Genomic DNA, 24,539 nt, shown 5'->3' on the forward strand with positions numbered 1-24,539 from the left:
TCATCCTTTCGTTTTTAAAAATCATCGTCCTCATCAGTCTCTTCGCTACTATCACCTGCTGAAGAATTGTGCCAAAGCGCTACACTGTTTTCTCCTTGCTGGATCACTGCTGCCACCGCCTGTTCAATCGGTGTCGCCAAAAATTGGTGATTGATCGCTTCTAATACCATCGGCAAATTCACCCCGCCGATCACATACGTCTTTTCCTGAAGCGATTCTTCTAATTGATTGATCGTTACAACCGACTGATTGTAGGGACTCGCACTCAATAGATCAGCAAACACCAAGACACCGTCCCCTTGATCTGTTTCATGAATCGCTTCATGGATTTTGTTTCCCAGAAGTTGAATATCCTCTCCGTGGTTCAAATTAACGACCGCAATATTTTCGACACTGCCCATGATCACCTCTGCAGCATCTTTAAAACCAGTACTCAGCTGTCCGTGAGTTGCCAATACGATTCCTAACAAATGTTATTCCTCCTTTTTCGCTTCCTAACCAAATAACGCAAGAACTTTTTGCATATTCCTCAGATTCAGCTCTTTTTGCTTTAATTGTTTTCTAGGCAGCACATACGTCTGATCCTGATGCTTTTCTGCACAAAACAGATAGTTGATGCTGCCCATTGCTTCACTACTGTGTTCGATCGCCAACTGCTGCAGTTGCCCTTCATTGAATTGCTTGCCGATAGCTCGAATCGGAGCATCGGCACCAATAGAATCTAAATAATAAATCTTCGCATTCGGCCTTACTGAATCACGTAACACTTCCAACCCGCGTTCTCCGTAACTTCCTTCATCAAGAAATGCGAAGGCCGTCGCTGTTTGACTGTTTTGACTGATTAAGGACAGCAGCGCTAAGATAGAGGAGGTATTGCGGGTTAGATTTTGCTGAAATCCTGCCCCGTGGCTTACGCGATTTAATAGCAGAAAATAAACACCGACCCCTAAAGCAAAAAGTGCTGTTTGCCAAGACAATAAGGGAAATCTCCCTGAAGCAAAGTGGATATAAAGCCAAGTTCCCAACAGCCCTAAAAGAATCATCACTGCTGAAGCAGTCAGAATAAATTGATTTGTTTTACGGCCTTGCTCCTGCCGATCAAAAAAATGGTAATCGCCGAAATGCTCTGGCGGTGTATCATAATACGTGCAGATGATCCGTTTTGCTTTAGTCAGATCACCAACATACAAATTGCGTGAGGCATTTTTTTTCGTGTGATCATACTCGATCACCTGAAGGTCTTTGCGAAATGGAATGATATCCGCGATGAGTGCCTTCAAAAATCTTTGTTTGCTTTTATCCGTTGATCGCGCTCGGTAGACATACCGATAACGAAACAGCCAATCACGAAATGTTTCTGTTTGATTCATGGCGGATTCTCCTATTCACAATTTACTGACACTGGAGGACCTCTTTTCCTTGCGAGATCCCCCAGCTTCCCTCACAATATTCCTTAGATATAAATGAATTAGTATGCTACTTATAACTTGAACTGTTTCAAAACATCCTTCAGTGTTGATTTCGGTGCAGAAGGCGTTGCCTGAAAATAGATTGATTCCACACCATATTCTTCATTCATTTCTTTGAGTTTTTGCGCATCAGCTTGATTTAAATAAACAGATTTTGTTACCAAGAGATCCTTCTCGGGATCTTTTTGGGCGATACCGCCTATGTTCAATTCTTTCATCGGCACGCCGTGTTTGACTAAGTCGTACATCACGCTGACGGTTTTGGCGATCAAGATACAGTTGTAATCTTTGAAGTTGTATTCATCCCAGTAAAATTTGGCTTTTTCTGGTGTAACGACGATCGTTTTTTGCCCTGTTCGGCTACCGGCATTTTTGTATAGTTCCCGCATGAACTTATCCTTAGCTACTACCTCATCCACTACAAAGATCGAGTTGACTCCGCTTTTTTGCGACAAGGTCATCATGACCTGCCCATGGATCAATCGCTCGTCTACTCGTGCTAAATTTACTACACCCATTTTTGACACTCCTTTTTATAAAATCCCTACACCAGCTAAAATGATCAAGATCAAAGTCAGCCATAGCAGTGCTTGAGTCACTTTCAGTCCCTTTTTGTTATAGAACCAGTAGACACCCATTACGACAGCCAATGGCAAGATCCCTGGTATGATCTGATCAAGAATATCTTGAATAATAAATTCTCTTCCTGAGATATCAAATTTTAGAGAAGAACTCACATTCACATAATTTCCTGCCAATACCCCCATCATGAATAAACCTAAAACAGATAGCGTTTCAATGGCTGTTTGAACACCTGTACTTTGCATCAGTCCAGTGGCATTGCGCCCCATTGAAAAGGCTTGACGAGCAAAGAATAGGCCGATGGAAACTTGATACAGGGCAAAACAAATGAATGGGAAGAGGGATCCTAATGGGTTCCCTTGTTGTGCCCATGGCACCGCAATCGCTATGAAAATGTATTGCACAGTTCCTGAATCGATGGCATCACCAATCCCTGCTAAAGCCCCCATCAAACCGGCTTTGGTGTTGTACATCAAATCATCTTGCATCAAAATCTCTTTTTTCTCATACTCTTCTTCAGCTCGCTGCTGTTCCATCGAAGACATCAATCCAGTGATGACTCCGCCACCCCAACTCAGTTGTGTATTGAAGAAAAGCAGTTGTCGTTTGTAAGCAGCTTTTAACGCATCATCGTCTTTATAGAGTTTGCGCAAAATCGGCATCATTGCATATAAAAGCGAAGGTGCCACATAACGTTCGAATGAGTGAGGGATTTCATTTGCGAAATGCCATCTTAAATAGGCTTTAGTCACATCTTTTGTGGTAATTTCTTCGGGCGCACCTTGTGCATTTTGAACCATTTCTGACATTATTGCTCCTCCTTATCGGTTAAAAACCATCATCGTAATCATCGTCTTCTTCAAAAGTTGACGACGCTTTTTCTGCAGCAGGCGCTATTTTTCCTTTTTGAGACTGGACAAAAATCAATGCAATCAAGATACCAAAAATCGAATAAGTTACCATGGTGATTTCCAGTGAACTTAAAACCACACTCATGAAATAAGCTAGGAAGAAAAAGACCATATAATCTTTACGGCCAATGACATAGACCGTTGTCGCAATCCCGATTGCCGCTAAACCACCACCAACAACTTCTAAAATATGAATAACTACAGTTCCTTCTAATGCATTGATTACATCAGCGATCAGTGGGGCACCAAAATAAAGCGAGATAAAAATCAGCGGTACATATAGAATAAATGAAGCCAATGTCGGGTATAAAATAATGGAACGGCTCATTGCTTTGGCATTAAGATCTTCTACTGCTTTATCCGTATATTTTCCTAAGAAGGTATTGATAAAGAACCGGAACTGATATAGGTAACTTCCTAACAAACCAACCGGCACTGCTACGGCAATCGCGGCTTCTGCAGGAAGATTCCCAAGTAAAGCCACGGGCACAGCAATCGCTGCGGCAACTGATGGTTCTGCTGGCATTGACCCGCCCGGAGCAAAAACCCCCATATAGATCATTTGCAACGCTGCAGTAACGATCATCGCTTGTTTGACATCCCCCATCACTATACCGACGATCAAGCCGGTCATTAATGGCGAAAATCGTAAAGTCAGCGTTGCGCCTCCACCGAGCCAACGAGACATGACTGCTGCCACCCATAAAGCAATCAGTAAACTTTGTGTAATGCTCAATGTATCCATTTTTTGCTCCTCCTATACATCTTTCAAATAAGTTTCTAACGCATAAATAGCTTCTTTCAAACGTTCTTTGTTGACTTCGACCGGAATCAGATGAACTTTTTCTTTCGAATCAATAAAGGCTACCAACTGATCGATCACTTGCTCGTCTTTAGGATAGATTTCCATTTGGTGGAGGCTCATTGGTAGATGTAACTCTTGATAGAATGGCAGCAGCTGATCAATCGCTGCCCATTTTTCTTCAAGAGCTAATTGATAGAACATCCCATAAGCAACCTTTTCTCCGTGAAGAAAGCGGTGACTCTCAGGCAAATATTTACTGATGGCATCATGCATCGCATGAGCCGCAGCATTCCGGGCGTATTTGTCACCTAAGCCCCCGACCATACCAGCGACAGCTATAATGATCTCAGACAAATGACAAAAGGCATCAGTGACTTCTTGCTGTTCCATATCTATAATGGCTTGCTTCGATTGAGATAAAATCGCTGTTTCACATAATTTGGCTGTATAGCCAGCCATCTGCAAGAATGGTTCGTCTTGGAGATGTGGCTGAGCAAGGATCGCTTCGGATTCGATCCATTTCGCCAAGGTATCAGCCAACCCAGCGATAAAGTAGTCCACCGGTGCATCAATGACTAAAGTTGGGTCAGTGATCAAAAAAGCCGCCTGTCTCAAATAGTGCTCCGTTTTCCCTTCTGCTTCTCCTGACTCTTTGTACATTACCGATAACGGTGTCCAAGGAGCACAGTTGCTCGCTAATGTGGGAATCAATCCGAATGGCAAATTGGTTTTATGGGCAGCATAACCAACTAAATCCGCCAATTTCCCGCCACCAACGCCGAGAATAAAATCAATTTCTTTTTCTTGCGCAATTTTTTCAATCAATTCAGTCCCATAATAGCTGCATTCGCCAGTATAACGATGGTAAAAAATTTCTATGGGCAGTGACTTCAAAAACGTCATTTTTGGTTGTGCTTTTTCCCACGAAACAGTCCCATGAACAATCAACAATCGTTTTACTTGATACTCGGCTAGCACCGTTGGCACAAAATCAATTGCTCCTTCATGATAGCGGTACACTTGTGGACCTATCTTTACCTTTAAATCTGTTAACATCTCTTTCACACTCCTTTAAACTGCTAGAAATTTACTTTGTGCTTGTACAGCGCGATCTGGTAACAATCCTTTGGTAATTCTCTCGATGTCCGTCACACATTTATTGCCCATTTCTTCTAAACACTCTAATGTGTAAGCAGAGGTATGTGGCGTCATCACGACATTGTCGAAGGCAAGATAAGGATGGTCTTTGCTTCCTGGTTCTTCTTCCAAAACATCTGTTGCTAAACCAGCGATTTTCCCACTTTTCAACCCGCTTACAATGGCAGCTTCATCTAATAATGCTCCCCGTGCACTATTCGAGAGATAGACTTTATCCTTCATCTTAGCGACTTCAGCAAAGGAAATCATATGGTAGTTTTCTTCTGTTAAATTCGCACAAAGACAAATGATGTCTGATTTGGCCAATAATTCATCTAATTCCACTTTTTTGCCACCAAAGCTCTGAATATGCAGTGCTGATTTGTACGGATCATATGCCAAAACATCACAACGGAAGCCATTTCTTAAAATCTCCACTACACAACTTCCTGTATTGCCTACCCCAATAACGCCAACTGTTTTATTGAACAATGCTCTGCCGACAAAATCTGCTCGTTTTTCCCATTGGTCGGCGCGCACTTGCGTCATTGATTCCACAGTACAACGCAAGAGTGCCAGTAAATTCGTTACATTGTTTTCAGCCACCGCATCCCGTTCCACCAAAGCAGGGATGATTGAAACAATCGTTTGATGTTCTTTCGCTGCTGCCAAATCAATGTTGTTATACCCGATTCCATGCCGTGTGATTAGTAAGAGTTCATCCTTATTTTCAAAAAATTCTTTTGTAAAAAAAGGGGTCACACTAGCGATGATGATGTTATAACCCGCCAATGCTTTCGCCAACTCTTTGCCACCGATCTCACTGTCGAAGGAAAAGTAGTTCACTGGTCCAATCGCTTGCAAGCGTTGGATATGCTCTGGAAACACTTTGCCAAAACTGCTTGAATTCACCACAGCGATCTTGAAATTTCCCATTGATTCGCTCCTCTCTTAGCTTCTTATGACCATCTCATGGTCGCTAGATCCATTTTTTATCCACACATCTTTTTCCAGAAATCGTTTTCTTGTGAAATGTTTATCATGAGTAAACTCACGGCGTCTGCAACTACCACCAAATTGATCGCTAGCGCAATTTATTCAGTCTATTTTGCTGTCTTAGGATTACCAATCTTATCAGTGTGCCTTGTTAGCAATGGGATTTCAAAAATTATGCGAATGTTTCTAGCAATCAGTAATGAGTAAAGCGAGATTTCAAGCCAACTGGTACGAAATCAAATCCAGTTCGACGTTGGTTTCCCAATTGACCCTTTCTTCATTGCCTCTCACTTGCTTCGATGCCATTGGCGAACAGCTTGCAAAAACACCTGATTTTGTAACCAAGTTAACTGTTTTGCCATCAACACAACCCGATAACTAAGTTGCCCGACAGAAAAGCGGTTTCATTTCATCAGCGAAAAAATGAGCAGTCAGTAGTTAGAATCTTTCTTATTTGAATCCCCCTTTCAATCAAGCTGGCTCTAACCCTTGACCGTGATTCGACTGATCGCTTTTCCTGTAGGTAACATCGGCTAAAGTCTACGTTTGGCAGGTATCGATGTGCTTCACTCAATGCTGGCTGAAACTAGATCGATTCCTTTTTTACCGTAGTTTCTTTCACTGATCCTGCAAGGTCGCCCCTTCCCCTAAGTCGCTTTGCTCTTTGAGCTTGAGACACATTCTCCATTTTCCAAGACCGATAAGCTCGCCTTTATGATAGCGCCTCCATTCCACACCTTTATTATACAAAAAAATATTTTTTTGTAAATAGAAAAAATAAAAATAATTTTTATTTGCATTTTTTTCGCAAAAGAGGTACTTTAGAGGTAAAGAGATGTTGTTATTAAAAAGGAGGTAGAAGCTTTTGACTGTCTCGATTCGCTTGCAAATAAAAACGCTTTATAAAGATCTCAGTCTTAAAGAACAAGCAATTGCCGACTATGTGTTAGAAAACCCTAGTAAGGTCTGCCACAGTTCGATCAGTGATCTCTCAAGTGATTTGGGCATTGCTGATTCCACGTTTTTCCAATTCACAAAAAAACTCGGTTACAATGGGTTTAAGGACTTCAAAATGGCGATGTTGATGCAAGAAAGCGAGCTTGCCGCCCTCTCAATCCATGAAAATATCGAGAAATCGGACAATGAATTGACGATCGCACAAAAAGTATTCGATTCGATCATGACGACGCTCACGGACACTAGAAAGTTATTAAAAGAAGAGGATCTTCAGAAGGCCGCAGCAATGATCAATGAATCCAATCGGCTTTTCTTCTTCGGGGTGGGTGGCTCTGAGATTGTAGCCACAGATGCTTATCACAAATTTTTGCGCTCTTCGATCTCTGTCTTCCACAGTGCAGATTTTCATATCCAATTGATGGAAGCGGCGGTATTAACACCAGATGATTGCGCCTTTTTCATCTCCCATACCGGAAAATCACGAGAAACGATTGAGTTAGCCAACGTTGCTAAGAGCAACGGTGCCAAGATCATCGTTGTGACCAGTCATGCGGCTTCCCCTTTGGCAAAACTTGGCGATGTCGTCTTAATTTCAATTTCACAAGAAATCGAGTTTCGGTCAGAGGCACTTTCTTCTCGGATTGCCCAGTTAAGTATCTTGGACTCCCTCTATGTGATCGTGATGTTTCTTAACCGTGAGAAAGCCCAACGCTCGATTGCAAAAATTAGACGTTCCATCTCAACAGCAAAAGAAACCTAACAGAATAGAAAGGTTGTTCTCTTGTGGATATTTTTGCTTAATGAACATACGGCAATTAATCCGTAAGAAGGGATGAAAATTTTATATGGTTTTATTTGCCTAAACTATGATTGCCTTCCCAGAATGTAGCGGAAGGCATTTTTTTGTACAAAAAATTGTTTAATCAGCCACCAAAACGAGAAAACCTTCGTGCAATCTATAAAGATTCTCAGACACAATTTTCAACAAAAAAAACACTTTCCATCTTAGCGGAAAGTGTTTTCGAAATCTCCATTTCTTACCATCTTTTGGAGACAACTTCTGCCCCGAATGGCATCAATGCCAGTTGGGCTAGCTTTAAGGATTGTGCTGCAAATGGAATGCCAATGATAGTGATGGCAAGAATGACCGCACTAGCTAAATGACCTAAAGCCAGTGGCACACCAGAAAAAATCAGCCATAATATATTGAGAATCAAGGAAGTACCACCACCTCGGTAGACGATTTCTTTGCCAAAAGGTGCTAATGACAAGCTGGCGAATTTAAAGCACTGCAAACCGATTGGAATCCCAATAATCGTGATGCACCAGAGGCAGCCTGCTAGAAACCATGAGATTGCGCCAATCAATCCACCAAAAATAAACCAAATGAGATTGCCCAGAAAATTCATTTTGCTTCCTCCCTTCTTCTCGTCTAAAAAACTGTACCATAAACGCAAGTTGAAATTTTTTTTACCTAAATGAGGCGTGTGCAAGCAAAAAAACAGATGCTTGGCCTTTTTCCTGGCTATGTTATCGTCACAGCTCTAATTAGCAACGGTTCAAGCTTTCATTCCTATTGTCCAGAATCAACCGTTGATTCGCTGCTGTTATTTGATTCATTTGAGTCATTGCCGAAGACACCGGTGATCGAAGACCAGATGCCGCTAAAGAAGCTCTTGATATTTTCCCAAAGGCCCTTAGAGGTTTCTTCGATTTGCTTGCGGGCTTCTGACAGATCCAATTCTTTGATGAAGTCATCGAAGATATTGTTGTCTCGCATGTCGCTCATCAAAGAGGTCAATTCAGAAATTTGATTTTCCGTAACGATTCCTTCCAGTCCGTTGTCCTTCAAGGCTTTTTCTACTGTCTCTTGAATATCTGCTTGAGTCAATTCCGTACCATCTGCGGTTTGAGCAGCCAAATCGGTTTTCGCTTGTTCTTGCGCAGCATTCAAAGCTTCATCGGAATAGCCTTCTTTGTCTTTGTTCTCTTCGGTGATCGTAGAAAGCACATCCATCTCATCTTGAGCTACGGCTACTCGATTCTGATTGATGACACCGCCTGATTCTTCAACGATTTTGTATACCCCAGCTAAAGCTCCGGAACCGTCGATCGGTACGGCAGAAGCGACCGTTAGCTTCGCATCAGTGATTCCTGCCGTCAGCGCTGCATTTTGGTACTGGGCTGCAGTGATGCGGGTAATGTTATCTGGTGTCGCGATATCGACAGTGATTCCTGCCCCGCTTTCTAAAGTCTGCATTCTGACCGAGCTATAGACCGCCCAATCTGCAGTAAAGCCGCCATCGGGAATGTATTTCATCAAGTCATTACCGTTTGTCGTATAAATCGGTGTTTCGCCTTGGATGCCTAAGCGCTCAAGTGTGTAGTCTTCTTGTGCTTTCGTCAAGGCATTTCCGATCGCCACAGCATTGACTTGCAAACGATCTGAACTGCTGTCAGAGGTACTTGTTTGACTGTCGGTAGTGGCTGTCGTTGCGGTAGAACTGCTTGTTGCAGTGGAACTGCTCGTCGTTGAATTGGTTTCGTCAGCAAAAACTTGTGGTGCTGCTAATAAAACTTGGCTAGATACCAAGAGAGTCGCTAAAATCATCGCTGGTTTTCGAGTCTGTTTTTTCATCACTATATCCTCCAAGTGTTGATCTCTTTTTCAGGGATTTTCCCCTCTTACTGCTGTTATTGTACTATAGGTTTTCTTGCAAAGCCTACGTCTAGGGTCTGAAATGAAGAAAAACTTAGAACTCTGCTGCTATTTAAAAAAGGCGCAATTTGGTATTATCCTTGGTACAGCAATACTTTAGGCGCTTTTCTTTTCATCAACTGTTTTTTTAGCAAACCCAACAGCATAGGATTTTAAACGGCTGCCCACTTTCCTCAAGCCGAGAAAGGCTCCCGTTAAAACTATCGTATAAAAGAACAACGGAAACCCTCCTAGTGAAAAAAAGACTTTCCCGGATTCCAGAAACAGCGGGTGACTCAGAAAGATCAATCGACTAGCCTCAGCTGCTTGTTTTGCTTGCCAAGTCCGCTTTTGTGGTTGCTGCTTGATCAGCCAAGCAAGGAAAAAAAGAGTCGTCGGCACAAAGAACAGCATGAAATTCTTATCGTCCCCCTGATTGAGATACACGAGTCGACCTTCAATGCCTAATAAGCAAAGAGAGACCGCGAATTTTCTGCCAAGATGCTTCGTGAAAAAAGGACGTTTCTGGTGTTCACCTAAACAAAACCCGCACAGCAAAAAAAGAAACCCATAAAAAAGACCGTTTCTCGTTGTAAAAAATAGAGTCCGATAATTTTGATAAAATACCAATAAAGGTCCACTTAAATAACTGCTGTACGTTTCAAGACAGCCAATCAAATACAAACTGATCGCCAGTAAAAACTGCCACCGATAGCCAAGAAAACGGGTTTTCCTTACTAACCACATGCCAAAGAGCAACGCTGGAAAATACCAAAGATGGTACCAGACCCCTACTGTTAAAAAGCCAGCAGCCAAACCGATGACCCGTAATGGATCGGCAAGATTTTGCTGTCCTAAATAAAACCAACCTAAGGGAAGATACACGATCGACCAACGCAAATAAAGCTTGAATTGTCGTTTGCACCATTGCTGCCATGAACAGGTGCTCTTTTGAAAAAAATAGCCATTCAGCAGGAGAAAAAAAGGAACCGCCAAACGACATAAGAGACTCTTTAACAAAAAATGAAGCTCGTTGTTTTCTGCCAGTCGACCACAGTGAACGAGAATCACCAGTAAGGAAGCGAAGAATTGGGTATAGCCAATTGGAACCATAAGGTGTTTTGTCTTCATTCGATCGTTTCTCCTTTCTCCGTCAAATTTGATCAAACATACTTCACTCTACTGGCCCTTTCTTTTTCTGACCAGCACTGAAAGCTTCCAGAATAGAAAGACAGTGCAACAAGTAGAAACATTGATAAATAAAGGATGTTACCCTTTGTTGCATCGTTAATTTCATAGATCCTCGTTCGCATAGAAAAGAGTTTGCTATAATATATAAGAAGAATGATGGAGGCAAAACAGACACATGGATATTGGGAAAATTATTAAAGAAGAACGCACCAAACGAAATCTCACGCAAGAACAATTGGCGCAGGAATTTTTTGTCACTCGGCAACTGATTTCAAAATGGGAAAACGGCAAGAGCTATCCTGATCTAGACCAAGTAGTCAAACTGAGCAACTATTTTGAATTGACCTTGGACTATTTATTAAAAGAAGACAAACAGATGGTCCAAGAACTCAATCTGACCACCCATCGAAAACGAATTGGCCTCGTATTGATCGCCCTTTTGACTGTTCTCAGTATTAGCTTAAGTACGATTTTGCTGGCAGGATTTTGGATCGATCCAGTCTTTTTCACAAAAGAAGACCTAACGATCACTTCTATTAAAAAGTACCACTTGCCTGCCACTGAGATAACGAATCAGGAAACCGGACAAGTGATTCAGCTGCCTGAAGATACGGAATACTTGATCACTTATACGATCGATCGGCCAATGGTAAAAACGGGCCGTCTGTCGGGTTATAAAGAATACAGCAGCGAAAATGCCAGCCAATTAATGGTTTCGGGTTATCACGGTTTTCATTTTGGCACGCAAACAAGCAAAATCGTCATTCGCAGCAATCGCGAAGACAATTTAGCTGCACCAGAATTAAATGCAAACAAGGATCTTTATCTTCGTAATATGAATAAAGCGCGCGCCTATCAAAAATCTGCAGCAGGTGACGCATTTTCTATCGAAGACGAAGGCGATCTCCTCTTTACTGCAGAAGAACTGGAACAATTACCCTTTGAACAAGGACAACTGCCAGAGTAAACAAAAACCACCGAATCGTTTTGATCGGTGGTTTTTTGCTGACTTCTTATCCTAGCAAGATCATTGCGATCGCCGCCAAGGCGTTATTGAGAAAATGCATGGCGATGGCTGTTTCTAGACGCTTAGTTTTTACATAAATCAACGCCATGATCAGACCCATAGCACCGTAGATCAAAAACTCGATCAGGTTGGTGACGGAATGGATGATACTAAAAACGGCTACACTTGAAATGATCCCGACTATCGGGTATTTCTTGAATAAAAGGCCGATAAACCCACCACGGAAAACGATTTCTTCCATGATTGGCGCCGCCACAGCGATCAATAGGAAGATCAAAAGCGGATTTTCGCCTGTAAACAGTTCCCCTAACAATGCATCATTCGCGGTCGCCTCTTGATCGGATATATGCTGCAGATACATGGTACCACCAACAGCAACGACTCGACCTAAAACAAAACCACCGATGATCCATAGCCAGTTGCGCTTCGTTGACCAGCCAAAGTCAAAGGTGGCAAGTCCTAGCTTCCGAGCCAAATACATCAGTAGGCCAATGTTTGCCAAAAGCAAGGCAATCAACCCGTAGCTCATCATCGCAGGAATCCTCGGCTCTCCTGCTTCCAAATAATAGATTTTTACCACACTGAATACGGTCATCCCTACTTGACTTAGTAAGAATAAGCCAATCAAAATAAATAAGTTCTTTACTGCTTTCATGCTCTCCTCCATCGTTTGCTCATTGCATTTTGCAGGATTGGGTTACGACAAATCATGACACAGTCCATCACTTGGTTCCCCATATATCCAGAAACTACTTAGCCACTATCGGCTTGTTTCTAATGATACTGAGTTTCCTCAGTATTTACAACAAATAAAAAATAAAAACAGTTATTTTGCGTATTTTATCCAACAAACCACGTTTTTTCTTTCGCTGCCCTCAAAAAAATATAAGTAGTGTTTGAAAAAAGCGCTCTCTTATGCTACACTGTTCCTACTTTTGTTTGGCTGACGAACCGCTGCCCCAACCATGTTCGTTTGGACCAACTCGTTGCGAGTATTCGATTTCGAATGCTCTTTTTGTCGCGTTTGTCAAAAGAAAGTGAGTGAATCCAAATGATCCAAGTAGAACACCTCAGCAAGACCTTCCAAGTGTCCAAGCGAAAAAGCGGCTTTCGCCAAGCAGCCAAAGCATTTCTTTCTCGTGAAACCACCACCGTCCATGCGTTGCAAGACATCAGCTTTACCATCAATGAAGGCGAAATGGTTGGCTACATCGGGCCTAATGGTGCTGGAAAAAGTACCACCATAAAAATCATGTGCGGGATTTTGACCCCTGATCAAGGCATTTGTCACATCAATGGTCGTACGCCTTGGCAAGAACGTATTCAACATGTCAAAGACATCGGCGTCGTCTTCGGACAGCGCAGTCAACTCTGGTGGGATGTCCCCGTCAATGACAGCTTTGATTTGATCCGTGATATCTACAAAGTCGACGCTGCTAGTTATCAGCGCAACCTAGAAGAATTAGTCACCTTACTAGATTTAGGTGAGATCTTAAAAACCCCTGCTCGGTCCTTGAGTCTCGGTCAGCGTATGCGCTGTGAGATCGCCGCCTCCTTACTCCATGACCCCAAAATCTTATTTCTTGATGAACCCACCATCGGTTTAGATGCTGTATCAAAGATTGCCGTGCGTCAGTTTATTAAAAAAAGAAACCAAGAAAAAGGCACCACAGTCATCCTGACGACCCACGATATGCAAGATATCGAGGCGCTGACACAGCGAATTCTGTTGATCGGCAAAGGGCAAATTTTGCTGGATGGTCGCCTCGATGAACTAAAGCATCGTTTTTCTGATGTCAAAACGCTGGAGATCGACTATCAAGGGAATGAACCTCATCTGCCAGAAAACGTCCAGCTGCTTCAAAAAGACGTTGGTCGCCTTGTTCTGAAACTTGATCCCAAAGAAGTGTCGGTCGCTCAGCTGCTCAGTCTGCTCAGCAATCAAGTCGAGATCACCGATTTGGCCGTTGCCAGTATCACCGCCGAAGAAATGGTCGCTAAGCTGTATCAGGAGTATCAAATATGAGGAAGTATCAGGCATTTTTCCGCATTCGCTTTATCAATACCTTGCAATACCGCTCGGCGGCAATTGCCGGGATGGCTACGCAACTAGCTTGGGGCTTGATGGAAATTCTGGCATTCCACGCCTTTTACCAAGCAGATCCTAGTGCCTTTCCCATGACCTTTCAACAAACCGTCTCCTATGTTTGGCTCCAGCAAGCCTTCTTGTCTTTATTTATGTTGTGGTTCTTTGAGGCAGAAATTTTCAATACCATCACCACAGGGACGATCGCCTACGAACTTGTGCGGCCGATGGATCTATACAATCGCTGGTTTTGCCAATCGGCTGCCAATCGCTTAGCAAAAGCCGTCTTGCGTTGCGGACCGATTTTTGTGATTGCCTTTTTACTGCCAGCACCTTATCGCTTGATTCTGCCAGCAAACATCGTTGCCCTGTTCTTGTTTCTTTTGTCTATGGCGCTGAGTTTAGGTGTAGTGATCGCTATGTCGCAGCTGGTCTATATCTCGACTTTTTATACATTATCCTCCATCGGGGTGCGGATCGTCATCAGCTCCATCGGTGAATTTTTAGCTGGCGGGGTCATTCCTCTGCCTTTCTTTCCACAGCCTTTTCGCCAATTCGTGGAACTATTGCCTTTTGCTTCCATGCAAAACGTCCCGCTGCGAATTTACAACGGGGATCTGACTGGCTTTGCGCTTGTTTCAGCATTGCTCTTACAAGCGTTTTGGCTCGTACTTTTGATCGCGATCGGAAAAATTTGGCTGCAGCAGGCACTCAAACGTGTCGTTGTGCAAGGAGGTTAAGGAATATGGTTTATTGGCATTATTTTTGTATTCATCTCAAAAGTCAGATGCAGTATAAGGTTTCCTTTGTGTTAACTGCTTTGGGACAATTTCTAGGTTCCTTTACCGCTTTTTTAGGCATTTGGTTTATGTTTACCCGGTTTCATCAAGTGGATGGCTTTACCTTTGAGGAAGTCCTGCTTTCCTTTGCGACGGTTTTGTTTGCCTTTTCGATTGCGGAATGCTTCTTTCGCGGGTTCGATCTTTTTCCACAAATGATCAGTAATGGCGAGTTCGATCGGGCACTCGTGCGTCCTCGATCCTTGATCTTTCAAGTCTTAGCTTCCAAAATGGAGTTCTCTCGTCTCGGTCGTTTTATTCAAGCCTTGCTGTTGTTTGCGTATGCGATTCCCAATAGTGGAATTGCTTGGCATTTTGGAAATGTCCTGACTCTTTTTCTAATGATCGTCTGCGGCGCCCTCTTTTTCGCCCTATTGTTCTTAGTGTATGCCGCCATTTCCTTCTTTACGATCCAAGGACTTGAATTTATGAATATTTTTACCGATGGTGCCCGAGAATTTGGTCGCTACCCATTTAGTATCTACGGAAAACACGTCTTGCGTTTGTTGACCTACGTCGTGCCGATGGCTTGGTTTCAGTATTATCCATTCTTGTATGTCATTGGTCGGGTAACTAATCCTTGGTGGATCTTATCACCGTTGGTTTGTCTGCTCTTTGCCTTTCCCGCCTTCTTCTTTTGGCGAGTAGGTTTGAAGAATTATATTTCAACGGGTTCGTAGAACAAGCAAGAATCCCTTATAGACATCAATCATTGAAGACGCATCCTCTAATGATTGGTGCTCTTTTTCTTTTCGATAATTGTAAAATTGCTCAGTCGCTTTTTTATTCGAGCAATCACGTCACCGATATACTGTAAATATTTATCCCCTTAAAGACAAAAACTGGCTAGGAAAAGCAAGCAATCTCTGGTAAGATAAATAAAAACGTAAAAGAGGACCAGTTATGGAATATTTAGCGATTTTACTTGTTTTCTTTCTATTGAATGTAGTGATACTTGTACTTGGATTGAAGAAGAAACGAATCATGCTGCTTTTTCTGTCACTCTCTGGTTTATTGTTGGTTTGCTTGATTGCCATTTCTTACGTTTTCTTCTATTCAAATACACTTTAAGTTGTCAAAAACACGGGGAGATGGCTACGAACCTACCGAAACAAACGAGGCTGTTTTAGTCATTACACCCGATTTAGAAGCTATCGGACACACACAATTTATGTCCACCTTGAAACAAATCGCTGTTCTTTTGCTCTTTATCAAGTCTAGCGAAAGCAATATATGCACCTTTGATGTCGGTGATACCGTCCCCATCTTCGCACCAACCTTTGTAGATGCCCGTGCGTTCGCCGATCACTCTTCCAAGTCCGAGGTAGAACGATGTACCACTTATGTTTTTTTGCAAAGTAGATAGACAATGGATACAGAAGACCAATCAGTCGTATAGGACACGTTTGTGAAAATCACACGAAAAAACCAGGACCTCCGAAAGGATCGTTCTGGTTTTTTTGCTGATTTGATTATCTAGAGAAACGATCTAAATCGCTCTGATTCTAGCCAAATTTCTGAAAGAGAATTATAGAAGGATTCTCCTAGCTGATCCGTCATCGACGCTGGTTTCTCAATTTAGCAATAAAGCGAAAAAGCGGATTCTACGCTTTTTTCGGTCTTTTCGTCATTTCCCAAACAGCTTCTGCTGCTAATTTCCCAGAAGTCAATGCCCAGGCATTATTGGCACCTGATGGAGAGTCTGATCCCATGACGCCTCCCACAACTTCACCTGCAGCATAGAGCCCTTTAATGGGCTGGTTTTGCTGATTCAAAACTTGCAACGAACGATTGACCGCTAACCCACCTAGCGTAGTCGCAAACCGAGGCTTTTGTTCGATAAGATAATAGGGACCTGCACCAATCGGTTCTTGCAAGTATTCAGGTGCACGGTGAAACTCTTCGTCGCTTCCTTGCGCTACCCAGTAGTTAAAATTATCCACTGTTTCGATCAGTTGTTCTACAGGCATCTGCGCTTTGATGGCTAACTGTTCTAACGTGGCAGCTTTAAGAATACGAGGTGTGGCCTTTCCTTCTTGCGCAATCCAACAAGCCAGCTCTTCACTGGTGATTCCGCCTTCTGCTACGCCTTGGCTGAAATGCTCAAAGTGTTTGCCGTCTAGCAATAAATAAAGCATTGGCGAGCGTTGTCTTAATAATGCTTCTAATACTAGCTTATTGCTAGCTCGCTCATTTACTACCCGCTTTCCAAATTGATTCACTAGAATACCGTTTTCTTTCAACACGATCAGATTGCCACCAATCGTTGATTTCGCCACCCCTTGAGAAATTTCCAATCCATTGGGATAGATTTTTCCTTGATCCATCGCTCGCGTTTGTGCCTTTAAAGCAGGGATGGTTGCCATCAACAGACCATCGCCGGTGGCAGATTTTGGTCCATAATACAAAATTTGCTTGAATCTTTCCTTGAGTAAGGAGGCATTATTCCCATAGCCACCGGTTGTCATAATGACTGTTGAGGCATAGATCATATGAGTTTTCCCTGATTCTTCGACGGCTTTAACGCCTATGACATTATTTTGATCATCTACTAGTAGCTGTTGGGCTTTCGTTTGGAGCAAGACCTGAACCGCACTATTCTGTAGTGTTTTACGGACGGTTTGGGCAAATCCAGCGCCGCCCCCTTGATAAGCAAGTTCGCGATTTTTTTGATATTCTGGTAGGACGTGCAGCCCTTGCTCCATATCGTAGGCTACACCTAAGTATTCATGGACCCAATCTGTGGTTTCTCCTACGTTCTCAGCGAAAAGGGTCAAAAGGTTTCGATCGTTCAGCCCATTCCCGTTTTCCAGAAAATCAGCCACCATTGCTGTCGGTGTATCATCTTTTACACCAGCAATCTGTTGTAGTTTCGAACCAGTCACGATTTGGTTTCCACCACTAATAGAGATCGCTCCGCCCACAAAACTTAATTTTTCCAGTAAGATGACCTTTCGTTCTAACTGATCCGCTCGCAATGCAGCAGCAAGCCCAGCAGCGCCTGAGCCAATGATCACTACATCAACTGCTTCTTCAACCACTTCTTCTGACCAAGCCACGACTGGCTTTGGCCGTGCTTTGAGGACCTCTACATCGGCGCCTGCAAGTTTTACCGCTTCTTCCACCCCTGCGATCACCCCTTGACTGGAAGCAGAAGCACCAGAAACAGCATCGACATTCAGCGTTTGTCCTTCAATGATCTGTGCCGGAATTCTCGTAAAGACTAAATCAGATAAACCTTCAGATTCATTGCCTTTATCAATCGTAATCTTTTCAATCGTTTCCTTTGAAAAAGTCACTTGCATTTCAATCGGACTATTGTGTCCTTGGGCTTGTACAAGATATGTCCCTGGTTGGTAAGCGACTTTCCGCTTTTGGAGTTCTTTCAAGCGTTCATGCTTTTGTTTCTCCTCTTCTGGATCAATGACCATATCTTCCATAAACTGCCACAATGGTGTTGGGATTTTCAACTCACTTTGCGCATGACTAAGAGCAAAATGACGAACAACTTTCTTCTCGGCGATCATCTGAACCCAATTAGGTTCGACTAAAAATCCTTTCCCGATGGCAAGCAAATCGTAGCCAATTTTCAGTGCTGCTTCTGCGTCTTCTCGTTGCAAGATAGAGCCCACTCCTATAATCGGAATAGTCGAAAGTTCAGGCGAACGCATTGTTAAAAACTTCACAATCAATGGCTCGCTGCTCTCGTTATCAATAATAGAACTTCGATGATAGGTTCCCATTGAAAAATGAAGGTACTCTGGCTTGCTTTTCGCTAGTTGATTCAACAAGTACATCGTTTCTTCAAAACAAATACCAGGCTTTTCCATTTCTTCTGGCGAAAAACGATAACCGATAACAAAGTCTTCAACCGATTCTTCTTGACGGACCCGCTGTGCTTCTTTTAATACGGCTAATGGAAAGTGCGCTCTTTTTTCCAGACTGCCTCCCCAATGGTCGTTTCTGTGATTTGAATGGGGCGAGAAAAATTGTTGGATCAAAAAGGTATTCGCACCATGTATCTCCACACCATCGTAACCAGCTTTGATCGCACGCCTAGTCGCGTCTCCAAATCGTTGAATCATCGTTAGGATCTCATCATTACTCATTTCTTTCGGAACAGGTGCGTTTGGTCGTAACGCTGCGACGGGACTTGCGCAAATCGGTTGTACTCCACCATTGTACTCAGGCCATGCCATTCGTCCAGCATGATAAATTTGCAGGATCGCTTTCGAGCCTTTTTCTTTGATGGCTTTTGCTAATCTAGTGAGCCCAGCAATTTTCTTGTCTGTATCTACCCCGAGTGCTCCCGGAAACCCACGCCCATGTTCTTCGATAAAGCAGCTTTCTACGATCACTGCCGCAGCTGCACCGGCACGACAGCGATAGTATTCAATGATCTCTTCCGTTATTTCACCATCGTAAAAAGCAGATTGAGTTGTCATAGGTGCCATAACGAGTCGATTTTTAAGTTCAACGCTAGAAGATAGTTTGATCGGTTCAAATAATTCTTTTTTCATAAAAATCAGTTCCTTTCAAATAGCTTGCTTCGTCAGACCGCATGTATTAAGGCATCACGAAATACACCCATCTTTTTCGGACAAGTCGAAAAGATGAGTGTCTCCCCTGTTCAGTTATTACTTACTTCATTTCCCCATTTATTTTTGGTTTTCCGGCCGAGAATTGATGGCATACTGTTTACGCCCACCAGGTTTTGGTACTTGATCCCCCATCATGATCCCAAAACCGCCTTCAACACGTAATTCGTGCCCGTTCGTATAATCGGAACGTTCGCTGGCTAAGTAAAGGACTGCATTAGCAATGTCTTGCACATCGCCGATTCGCTTATTGGCAGTTAAACGTTTCCGCCCCTCTTCAACTTCTGGGTCTGCATAAAAGCTTGCGGATAAAGGTGTCTTCACAAAGCATGGCAAGACACAATTGCTGCGAAGGCCGTACTGCCCCCACTCTGCAGCCATTTGTTTCGACATCATATTAACTCCAGCCTTACTTGGGCTATACGCACCAGAATATGTTTCAGGGCTGATTGAGGCGATCGTTGAGACATGCACCATCCGCCCTGATTTTTGTGCGATCATCACTCGCCCGATTCTTTGAGAAACCAAGAAGTAGCCGTTTAAGTTGACGTCGATCACTTGTTTCCATTCTTCAAATGGTAGATCTTCAAGCAATGAAAATTTCAAAATAGCCGCTGTGTTTACCAAAACATCAATGCGGCCAAAATCTTCTTTGACCTTTTCTGCCAATGCATCTACCTGCTCTTCGATCGTCGAATTGCAGACATAACTGTTTACTTTCACACCGAATTGATCTGCTAGCTGTACAGCATAGTTGGCAAGGTTTTCCTCATGCAAATCAACTAATGCAAGTTGTGCGCCTTGATCAGCAAAGTCCTGTGCGATTTTTTTCCCCATACCACCTAAAGCGCCAGTAATAACTACGACTTCATTCTTAAGATTCAACCAAGATTGCTCCATCATTTATACCACCTCTAATATTGTTATATTCTTCACTAACAATATACCTTGATATGAGCAGAGAAACTAATTCTTTTTTTCCATTGATCAATAGCTTCTGTGAATGGTTTGTTCCTTTAACGCAGTCATAACGAGCGCTTGAGCGAGCTCAGGATTTTTACAATAGATTATGCAGCTAGCAAGCAATGTAGGGGAATTTTCCAGCTGATAAAACGTCTGTACAAAAGATGCAGCAGCGATCTCACTCAAGGAATAGAGACGTGCCTGTTTTTTCAAAAAACCTATCTGATAGTGCAGTTGTCTTTGAATGGTCCAGAGATTTTTACGATATTCCAATACATGAAACACTTCATGCATGAAAACCAATTCCGTAAGTGTCGTCGCAGGAAGTAATCGGCTTAATTGCTGTGCTTCGATAAAATGCTGCGCTTGCGCCAAGAAATTGCGATCAATCATAATATGATCTGTTTTTTTATAGACAGCAAAGGTATAGCGCTCCTGTTGCGCTTGCGCTTCAGGCAGTTCATTGATCTTTAATGAATCAATGATTCCTTGCAATTCTTGAGGATGCTCTCGATACCAGCGGGCTTCTTGCTTACCTATGCTTTCAGCAGTTTCAATAAAGGACTCTGCCTGCGCAGGATCAACTTTGGCGTGAAGGAGGTCTTGTTTGAACAGCTGCAGGTGAGGATTGGTTGCTTGAGACCATAGGTGTAAAAAATGTTGGCAAAATTCTTCTACTTTCACGGATCTCATTCCTTCCTTGGCCTACTGCAAGCGGTTCGCAGCAATAATAATAATCTCTTCTGTACCAATCAACTGACTTAATTCAATATCGATCAACATCATCAATTGGGTATAATCTGTCGAACTAAAATCAAAGAGACGCGGTCCAGCACAAATATAAAAATCTGGCCGGATGACTAGATCACTTTGGTAGTTCGCCATACTTTCCCAAAGACGAGCGATTTGTTCACTATAACTTTGGATCGTCGTTTTCACGACATCTGCATGGTCTCTTTGCACGCGAATAAAGCCTCGATGATCAATGACACAAACACGATCGCCTTTTTTTGTCGCTGCGCCATAAACATAAAAATGTTCACTTGTAGCACAAGAAACCACGTTTTCTTTAGCAACTTGCAGCTCAGCATAGGCAATGTCTTGCGCTTCTTCACGGTTAATTTGGTTTTGACGCTCAGCGGCTTGAGCAGCTGTGGTACCGGAGGCTCGCGCAGTAATTTTTTGCGTCTGAGGATCGATTTCAATATAGACTTCAATACTATCAGGCGTTGCCCCACTCTCGATCGCCAAAGTAGCTGCTTCTTGCTTGATTGCTGCAATATCCGCTTTTGTTGGATTCGGGACAATTCGTTCCACCACGTCTTGAACGACGGATAACGCCACACCGATCGATGAAATCACTTCAGCATTTTCAGGTATTTTATAATTCAACGACAATTGTTTCGCTGCATGTTTGATCAGTGAAGAGACGCCTCCTCCTACACCTACTAAAGTCATTTGGTTAGGCTCTAATTGATACTTGCGGGCAAAAGATTGAATCACAGGTGCTATTTTTTGGACTGCTTGATCCAATATTTGCTGTGCGACATCCTCCACCGTCGTTTCTAAGTACTTCGCTAAAGGCTGCATGGCTTTTCTGGCCGAATGGGCATTGCCATAGGAAAAATCATCCTTTGTGACATATCCTAAGACATTCGCTGCACAAGAATTCGTGATCGTAATTCGTTTCCCGTTAGCAAGTTTGATTGCAACATAATCTGCTGGGTCACCTTCTTTTGGCGCATAAAGCTCCAGTTCTGGTGCAACGATCTCTTCTTCTGGCAGATACGTACTATATTCTAACCCAGCGATATGGGCACTTCTTGGGCCGACGTCTATCACGCCTTTTTTGTTCACTCGAACCATACTGCCGCCAGCCACACCTAGGACGCGAACATCTAATGAATTGACATACGTCTTATGGCCTGCAATCTCTGAGTAATCGATGACTGGCCGACCATTTTTGATCACGCCAAGATTCGTAGAAGTTCCCCCTACTTCAAAATAAATACCGTTCGACGTTCGCAGATACATCAATGCTCCCATCACGCTGGCTGCTGGACCAGAAAGCATCGTTAGCACCGGTCGTTTTTTCATTTCAACAATGTCCATCAACCCGCCATCGCCCCGCATGATCATCAGTGGTACATCCACACCTGCTTGGCGAACACTATTTTCTGTTGAATTTGCCGTTTCCAGCATCGTTGGCAAAATCGATGCATTGATTGCTGCGGTACGGGTTCTCCGGGATAACCCATATAGTTTGGTCATCTCCGACGCCAAGGTTACTTCGATGCCCTTTCGTTTGGCTACTTCAGCGATTCTTTCTTCTGTTTGTAAATCATCTACACCAAAAGCTGCTGAAGTCACGATGACCTGAGCTTGTGCCTGTTGTAGTTCTGCTAATGCCGCTTCGATTGTTGCTTCTGAAAGCTCTTTTTTAGGAATAAAGCGAGCAACGACTTCAATACTTCTTCCCGTACCTAAATCAATGTCTTTTAATGCCGTTTGCCACTTTGCCAGCCAACCTTCGACGCCGCCCTTTGCTGTACTGATAATGCCGACCTTCGCTACATCTCCTTCTAAGAGTGCATTGGTGGCTTGGGTTGTGCTGTGAGCGACAAAGACCACTTCATCTGGCTGGATCTGATTTTCGGCTAAACACTTAATAAAAGAGGCCACTACACCTTCTGCAACCCCTTGCTCACTTTTGTGGGTCGTTTTTACAGATGACTTTCCAAGCACCTCTTGCGTGTCATTGTTGATTGCGACAGCTTTCGTATGAGTTCCACCCACATCAATGCCAATTCGGACACTTCTTCTCATTTTTTTCACCTACTTTTTTAAATCGGGCTATATAACAGGAACGTCGCAATTTCAAGAACCAGCGAAATGACGACTCCTGGTAAAAAAGCAACCTTCATGTAATCTTTCGTATTGATATTATTGAAGCCTAATCCCCAAGCATTCCAAGAAATGGTCAAATCAAAATGACCCATACCGATCATATTAGAAATGAACAACGGATATAAAAACGTCACAGGATAATTGGTTTGATTGCTGATTACTGCTAATAACGCTGCCCCACAACCAATCAAAGAAAGTGGCCCGCGAAACCAGGTCAAGGGAGCTAAAAAACCAAAAAGCAAACAAAGCGCTAAGGGATGCGTCGGAATGATTCCTCCTAGCAATGATTCAAAATAAGGTGCAGCGAAGGTTGCAGCTGCATTGAACATCGCAAGGGTCATCCAAAAGGCAACTAAGGTCGCAGTATCTTTGACCCCATCTGCAAAAATACGTGTCAAAATCTGAGAATCTTTTCTAAACCCATCCTTTAAAACACCACAAATCCACAAGGCATAAAGACTCGCACCAATAAAACAAAAGATCACTGGAAATTGAAAGATGATGACTCCTACGACCGGTATAAAAGGGGTAAGTAACGCCAAACTAGGAACGTCTTGAACTTTCGGTTCTTCTCCAACCGCCCAAGCATAGGTCAAACTTTCTACTCTCAAATACCCAATAGCAAAAATCGAAGAAACCAGAATCATCACAAAGAAAGCCAATAATCCAAACGAAAAATAATCATTGTAGGTGTAATCAACCCCACCATTCACATTGCCAAAAAAGGCTTGATACTGTGTGAAATTGATTGGATTTAAGAAAACACCTGCTGCAACGGAAGCCGAAAAACTAAAGAATGCCACGACTTTAGGAATACCAATCGAAAATAAAATTGGCAATACGATCACGGCGATCGCGATGACAGATCCGGCACCTGACATGGATGAAAAGATAAAGCCGGTAATCAAATTGACAATTACTAGAATAATCGCTGGGCTATCCCCACCTAGTTCCACACTCTTACGAATGATAGTTGCCGCAATGCCCGTTTCCAACAAGATCCTACCAAAGAATGCTCCTACAAAAATATTCATTTGTGAAGCCCCCCAGCGTTCTGGCGCCTGTTGATAGACCTGTGCCAGCATCTCGGTAAAAGGGAGGTTTTCAAATGCCGGATTGGGTGAAATGACATTCCCTATAAGCGGCAACAACACCCATAATGTTGCCATAACGATAAAACCAATCATCAGGTTATATCCTTTGATACAATAAAAAACCATGCCACCAAATGACACTACTAGTAATAAGCCAATCAAGCTATCCATTCTTCTTCTCCTCCATACAAATTACGCCGTTTGAACCTGCAGCCAGATACGCGAAAGCCGCCGTTTAACAAAAGCGAAAAAGGAGGAAGTGGTTGGCCACTATCCTCC

Annotated in this window: 23 protein-coding genes; 7 read left to right on the plus strand and 16 right to left on the minus strand. The window is 43.0% G+C overall.

All coding sequences use genetic code 11. The features are described 5' to 3' along the window. Positions 1-14: 14 nt before the first annotated feature. The 7 genes from IGJ74_RS14770 to IGJ74_RS14800 all read right to left on the minus strand — a co-directional run bounded on the left by IGJ74_RS14770 (position 15) and on the right by IGJ74_RS14800 (position 5,840). Entirely contained in the window at positions 15-470 is a 456-nt protein-coding gene (locus tag IGJ74_RS14770; protein ID WP_005234051.1) for a PTS sugar transporter subunit IIA, read from the minus strand. Between the two features lie 24 nt (positions 471-494). Then, positions 495-1,370 (minus strand): hypothetical protein, encoded by an 876-nt coding sequence (locus IGJ74_RS14775; protein ID WP_087664629.1) that lies wholly within the window; start codon positions 1,368-1,370, stop codon positions 495-497. A gap of 110 nt (positions 1,371-1,480) precedes the next feature. Further along, positions 1,481-1,987: a PTS system mannose/fructose/N-acetylgalactosamine-transporter subunit IIB gene (locus IGJ74_RS14780; protein WP_005234049.1), complete on the minus strand. Its 507-nt coding sequence runs from the start codon at positions 1,985-1,987 to the stop codon at positions 1,481-1,483. A gap of 15 nt (positions 1,988-2,002) precedes the next feature. Then, complete coding sequence (locus tag IGJ74_RS14785) at positions 2,003-2,860, minus strand: PTS system mannose/fructose/sorbose family transporter subunit IID (protein WP_087664628.1); 858 nt, start codon at positions 2,858-2,860, stop codon at positions 2,003-2,005. A gap of 19 nt (positions 2,861-2,879) precedes the next feature. Beyond that, positions 2,880-3,707: a PTS mannose/fructose/sorbose/N-acetylgalactosamine transporter subunit IIC gene (locus tag IGJ74_RS14790; RefSeq protein WP_087664627.1), complete on the minus strand. Its 828-nt coding sequence runs from the start codon at positions 3,705-3,707 to the stop codon at positions 2,880-2,882. Between the two features lie 12 nt (positions 3,708-3,719). Then, entirely contained in the window at positions 3,720-4,823 is a 1,104-nt protein-coding gene (locus IGJ74_RS14795; protein WP_218192931.1) for an iron-containing alcohol dehydrogenase family protein, read from the minus strand. Between the two features lie 15 nt (positions 4,824-4,838). Further along, positions 4,839-5,840 (minus strand): D-isomer specific 2-hydroxyacid dehydrogenase family protein, encoded by a 1,002-nt coding sequence (locus tag IGJ74_RS14800; protein WP_005234045.1) that lies wholly within the window; start codon positions 5,838-5,840, stop codon positions 4,839-4,841. Between the two features lie 259 nt (positions 5,841-6,099). Between IGJ74_RS14800 and IGJ74_RS14805 the strand changes: the two genes are divergently transcribed. Together IGJ74_RS14805 and IGJ74_RS14810 are read left to right on the plus strand one after the other, a co-directional pair. Next, positions 6,100-6,282, plus strand: a complete 183-nt coding sequence (locus tag IGJ74_RS14805) for a hypothetical protein (protein ID WP_005234044.1) — start codon at positions 6,100-6,102, stop codon at positions 6,280-6,282. Between the two features lie 483 nt (positions 6,283-6,765). Continuing rightward, complete coding sequence (locus IGJ74_RS14810) at positions 6,766-7,617, plus strand: MurR/RpiR family transcriptional regulator (protein WP_005234042.1); 852 nt, start codon at positions 6,766-6,768, stop codon at positions 7,615-7,617. 277 nt (positions 7,618-7,894) lie between these two features. On the opposite strand, the gene IGJ74_RS14815 is transcribed toward IGJ74_RS14810, so the two are convergent. From IGJ74_RS14815 to IGJ74_RS14825, 3 genes are all read right to left on the minus strand, one after another. Next, on the minus strand, positions 7,895-8,266 hold the full coding sequence (locus IGJ74_RS14815) for a YccF domain-containing protein (RefSeq protein WP_087664625.1): 372 nt from the start codon (positions 8,264-8,266) through the stop codon (positions 7,895-7,897). A gap of 164 nt (positions 8,267-8,430) precedes the next feature. Then, a complete protein-coding gene (locus IGJ74_RS14820) occupies positions 8,431-9,495 on the minus strand; it encodes a DUF1002 domain-containing protein (protein WP_008380562.1) in 1,065 nt (354 codons plus the stop codon). A gap of 177 nt (positions 9,496-9,672) precedes the next feature. After that, the gene (locus IGJ74_RS14825; protein ID WP_087664624.1) at positions 9,673-10,686 is read right to left on the minus strand and encodes an acyltransferase family protein; all 1,014 of its coding nucleotides are present in this window, start codon (positions 10,684-10,686) and stop codon (positions 9,673-9,675) included. Between the two features lie 235 nt (positions 10,687-10,921). Between IGJ74_RS14825 and IGJ74_RS14830 the strand changes: the two genes are divergently transcribed. Then, positions 10,922-11,713, plus strand: a complete 792-nt coding sequence (locus IGJ74_RS14830) for a helix-turn-helix domain-containing protein (protein WP_008380558.1) — start codon at positions 10,922-10,924, stop codon at positions 11,711-11,713. Between the two features lie 46 nt (positions 11,714-11,759). On the opposite strand, the gene IGJ74_RS14835 is transcribed toward IGJ74_RS14830, so the two are convergent. After that, on the minus strand, positions 11,760-12,428 hold the full coding sequence (locus IGJ74_RS14835) for a CPBP family intramembrane glutamic endopeptidase (protein ID WP_008380555.1): 669 nt from the start codon (positions 12,426-12,428) through the stop codon (positions 11,760-11,762). Positions 12,429-12,824: 396 nt separating this feature from the next. Here IGJ74_RS14835 and IGJ74_RS14840 point away from each other — a divergent pair, with 396 nt between their 5' ends. The 4 genes from IGJ74_RS14840 (at position 12,825) to IGJ74_RS14855 (ending at position 15,769) form a co-directional block, all read left to right on the plus strand. Next, positions 12,825-13,799 carry an ABC transporter ATP-binding protein gene (locus tag IGJ74_RS14840; protein WP_005234036.1) on the plus strand — a complete coding sequence of 325 codons (975 nt, stop codon included), beginning with the start codon at positions 12,825-12,827 and terminating at the stop codon, positions 13,797-13,799. Next, the gene (locus IGJ74_RS14845; protein WP_008380552.1) at positions 13,796-14,599 is read left to right on the plus strand and encodes an ABC transporter permease; all 804 of its coding nucleotides are present in this window, start codon (positions 13,796-13,798) and stop codon (positions 14,597-14,599) included. The genes IGJ74_RS14840 and IGJ74_RS14845 overlap by 4 nt, the downstream gene beginning before the upstream one ends. 5 nt (positions 14,600-14,604) lie before the next feature. After that, positions 14,605-15,378: an ABC transporter permease gene (locus IGJ74_RS14850; RefSeq protein WP_005228413.1), complete on the plus strand. Its 774-nt coding sequence runs from the start codon at positions 14,605-14,607 to the stop codon at positions 15,376-15,378. A 223-nt stretch (positions 15,379-15,601) separates the two neighbouring features. Beyond that, the gene (locus tag IGJ74_RS14855; protein ID WP_005234033.1) at positions 15,602-15,769 is read left to right on the plus strand and encodes a hypothetical protein; all 168 of its coding nucleotides are present in this window, start codon (positions 15,602-15,604) and stop codon (positions 15,767-15,769) included. A 533-nt stretch (positions 15,770-16,302) separates the two neighbouring features. On the opposite strand, the gene IGJ74_RS14860 is transcribed toward IGJ74_RS14855, so the two are convergent. From IGJ74_RS14860 to IGJ74_RS14880, 5 genes are all read right to left on the minus strand, one after another. Then, complete coding sequence (locus IGJ74_RS14860) at positions 16,303-19,218, minus strand: NADH-dependent flavin oxidoreductase (RefSeq protein ID WP_087664623.1); 2,916 nt, start codon at positions 19,216-19,218, stop codon at positions 16,303-16,305. A 138-nt stretch (positions 19,219-19,356) separates the two neighbouring features. Then, entirely contained in the window at positions 19,357-20,196 is an 840-nt protein-coding gene (locus IGJ74_RS14865; protein WP_061053223.1) for an SDR family NAD(P)-dependent oxidoreductase, read from the minus strand. Positions 20,197-20,283: 87 nt separating this feature from the next. After that, positions 20,284-20,952, minus strand: a complete 669-nt coding sequence (locus tag IGJ74_RS14870) for a hypothetical protein (protein WP_016621677.1) — start codon at positions 20,950-20,952, stop codon at positions 20,284-20,286. A gap of 12 nt (positions 20,953-20,964) precedes the next feature. Further along, positions 20,965-23,085 carry a hydantoinase/oxoprolinase family protein gene (locus IGJ74_RS14875; protein ID WP_218192932.1) on the minus strand — a complete coding sequence of 707 codons (2,121 nt, stop codon included), beginning with the start codon at positions 23,083-23,085 and terminating at the stop codon, positions 20,965-20,967. Between the two features lie 17 nt (positions 23,086-23,102). Continuing rightward, on the minus strand, positions 23,103-24,431 hold the full coding sequence (locus IGJ74_RS14880; RefSeq protein WP_005234027.1) for a hypothetical protein: 1,329 nt from the start codon (positions 24,429-24,431) through the stop codon (positions 23,103-23,105). Positions 24,432-24,539: the final 108 nt, after the last annotated feature.

This window comes from Enterococcus sp. AZ009, from assembly GCF_050548785.1.
Classification (GTDB): Bacteria; Bacillota; Bacilli; order Lactobacillales; family Enterococcaceae; genus Enterococcus_D; species Enterococcus_D entomosocium.

Coding starts and splice junctions, on each gene's coding strand:
- IGJ74_RS14850 (WP_005228413.1), top strand. CDS start 14,605: ATGGTTTATTGGCATTATTTTTGTATTCATCTCAAAAGTCAGATGCAG.
- IGJ74_RS14805 (WP_005234044.1), top strand. CDS start 6,100: ATGAGTAAAGCGAGATTTCAAGCCAACTGGTACGAAATCAAATCCAGT.
- IGJ74_RS14785 (WP_087664628.1), bottom strand. CDS start 2,860: ATGTCAGAAATGGTTCAAAATGCACAAGGTGCGCCCGAAGAAATTACC.
- IGJ74_RS14780 (WP_005234049.1), bottom strand. CDS start 1,987: ATGGGTGTAGTAAATTTAGCACGAGTAGACGAGCGATTGATCCATGGG.
- IGJ74_RS14855 (WP_005234033.1), top strand. CDS start 15,602: ATGGAATATTTAGCGATTTTACTTGTTTTCTTTCTATTGAATGTAGTG.
- IGJ74_RS14875 (WP_218192932.1), bottom strand. CDS start 23,085: ATGAGAAGAAGTGTCCGAATTGGCATTGATGTGGGTGGAACTCATACG.
- IGJ74_RS14835 (WP_008380555.1), bottom strand. CDS start 12,428: ATGAAAGCAGTAAAGAACTTATTTATTTTGATTGGCTTATTCTTACTA.
- IGJ74_RS14830 (WP_008380558.1), top strand. CDS start 10,922: ATGGATATTGGGAAAATTATTAAAGAAGAACGCACCAAACGAAATCTC.
- IGJ74_RS14795 (WP_218192931.1), bottom strand. CDS start 4,823: ATGTTAACAGATTTAAAGGTAAAGATAGGTCCACAAGTGTACCGCTAT.
- IGJ74_RS14800 (WP_005234045.1), bottom strand. CDS start 5,840: ATGGGAAATTTCAAGATCGCTGTGGTGAATTCAAGCAGTTTTGGCAAA.
- IGJ74_RS14815 (WP_087664625.1), bottom strand. CDS start 8,266: ATGAATTTTCTGGGCAATCTCATTTGGTTTATTTTTGGTGGATTGATT.
- IGJ74_RS14845 (WP_008380552.1), top strand. CDS start 13,796: ATGAGGAAGTATCAGGCATTTTTCCGCATTCGCTTTATCAATACCTTG.
- IGJ74_RS14840 (WP_005234036.1), top strand. CDS start 12,825: ATGATCCAAGTAGAACACCTCAGCAAGACCTTCCAAGTGTCCAAGCGA.
- IGJ74_RS14865 (WP_061053223.1), bottom strand. CDS start 20,196: ATGGAGCAATCTTGGTTGAATCTTAAGAATGAAGTCGTAGTTATTACT.
- IGJ74_RS14880 (WP_005234027.1), bottom strand. CDS start 24,431: ATGGATAGCTTGATTGGCTTATTACTAGTAGTGTCATTTGGTGGCATG.
- IGJ74_RS14775 (WP_087664629.1), bottom strand. CDS start 1,370: ATGAATCAAACAGAAACATTTCGTGATTGGCTGTTTCGTTATCGGTAT.
- IGJ74_RS14820 (WP_008380562.1), bottom strand. CDS start 9,495: ATGAAAAAACAGACTCGAAAACCAGCGATGATTTTAGCGACTCTCTTG.
- IGJ74_RS14790 (WP_087664627.1), bottom strand. CDS start 3,707: ATGGATACATTGAGCATTACACAAAGTTTACTGATTGCTTTATGGGTG.
- IGJ74_RS14870 (WP_016621677.1), bottom strand. CDS start 20,952: ATGAGATCCGTGAAAGTAGAAGAATTTTGCCAACATTTTTTACACCTA.
- IGJ74_RS14860 (WP_087664623.1), bottom strand. CDS start 19,218: ATGAAAAAAGAATTATTTGAACCGATCAAACTATCTTCTAGCGTTGAA.
- IGJ74_RS14825 (WP_087664624.1), bottom strand. CDS start 10,686: ATGAAGACAAAACACCTTATGGTTCCAATTGGCTATACCCAATTCTTC.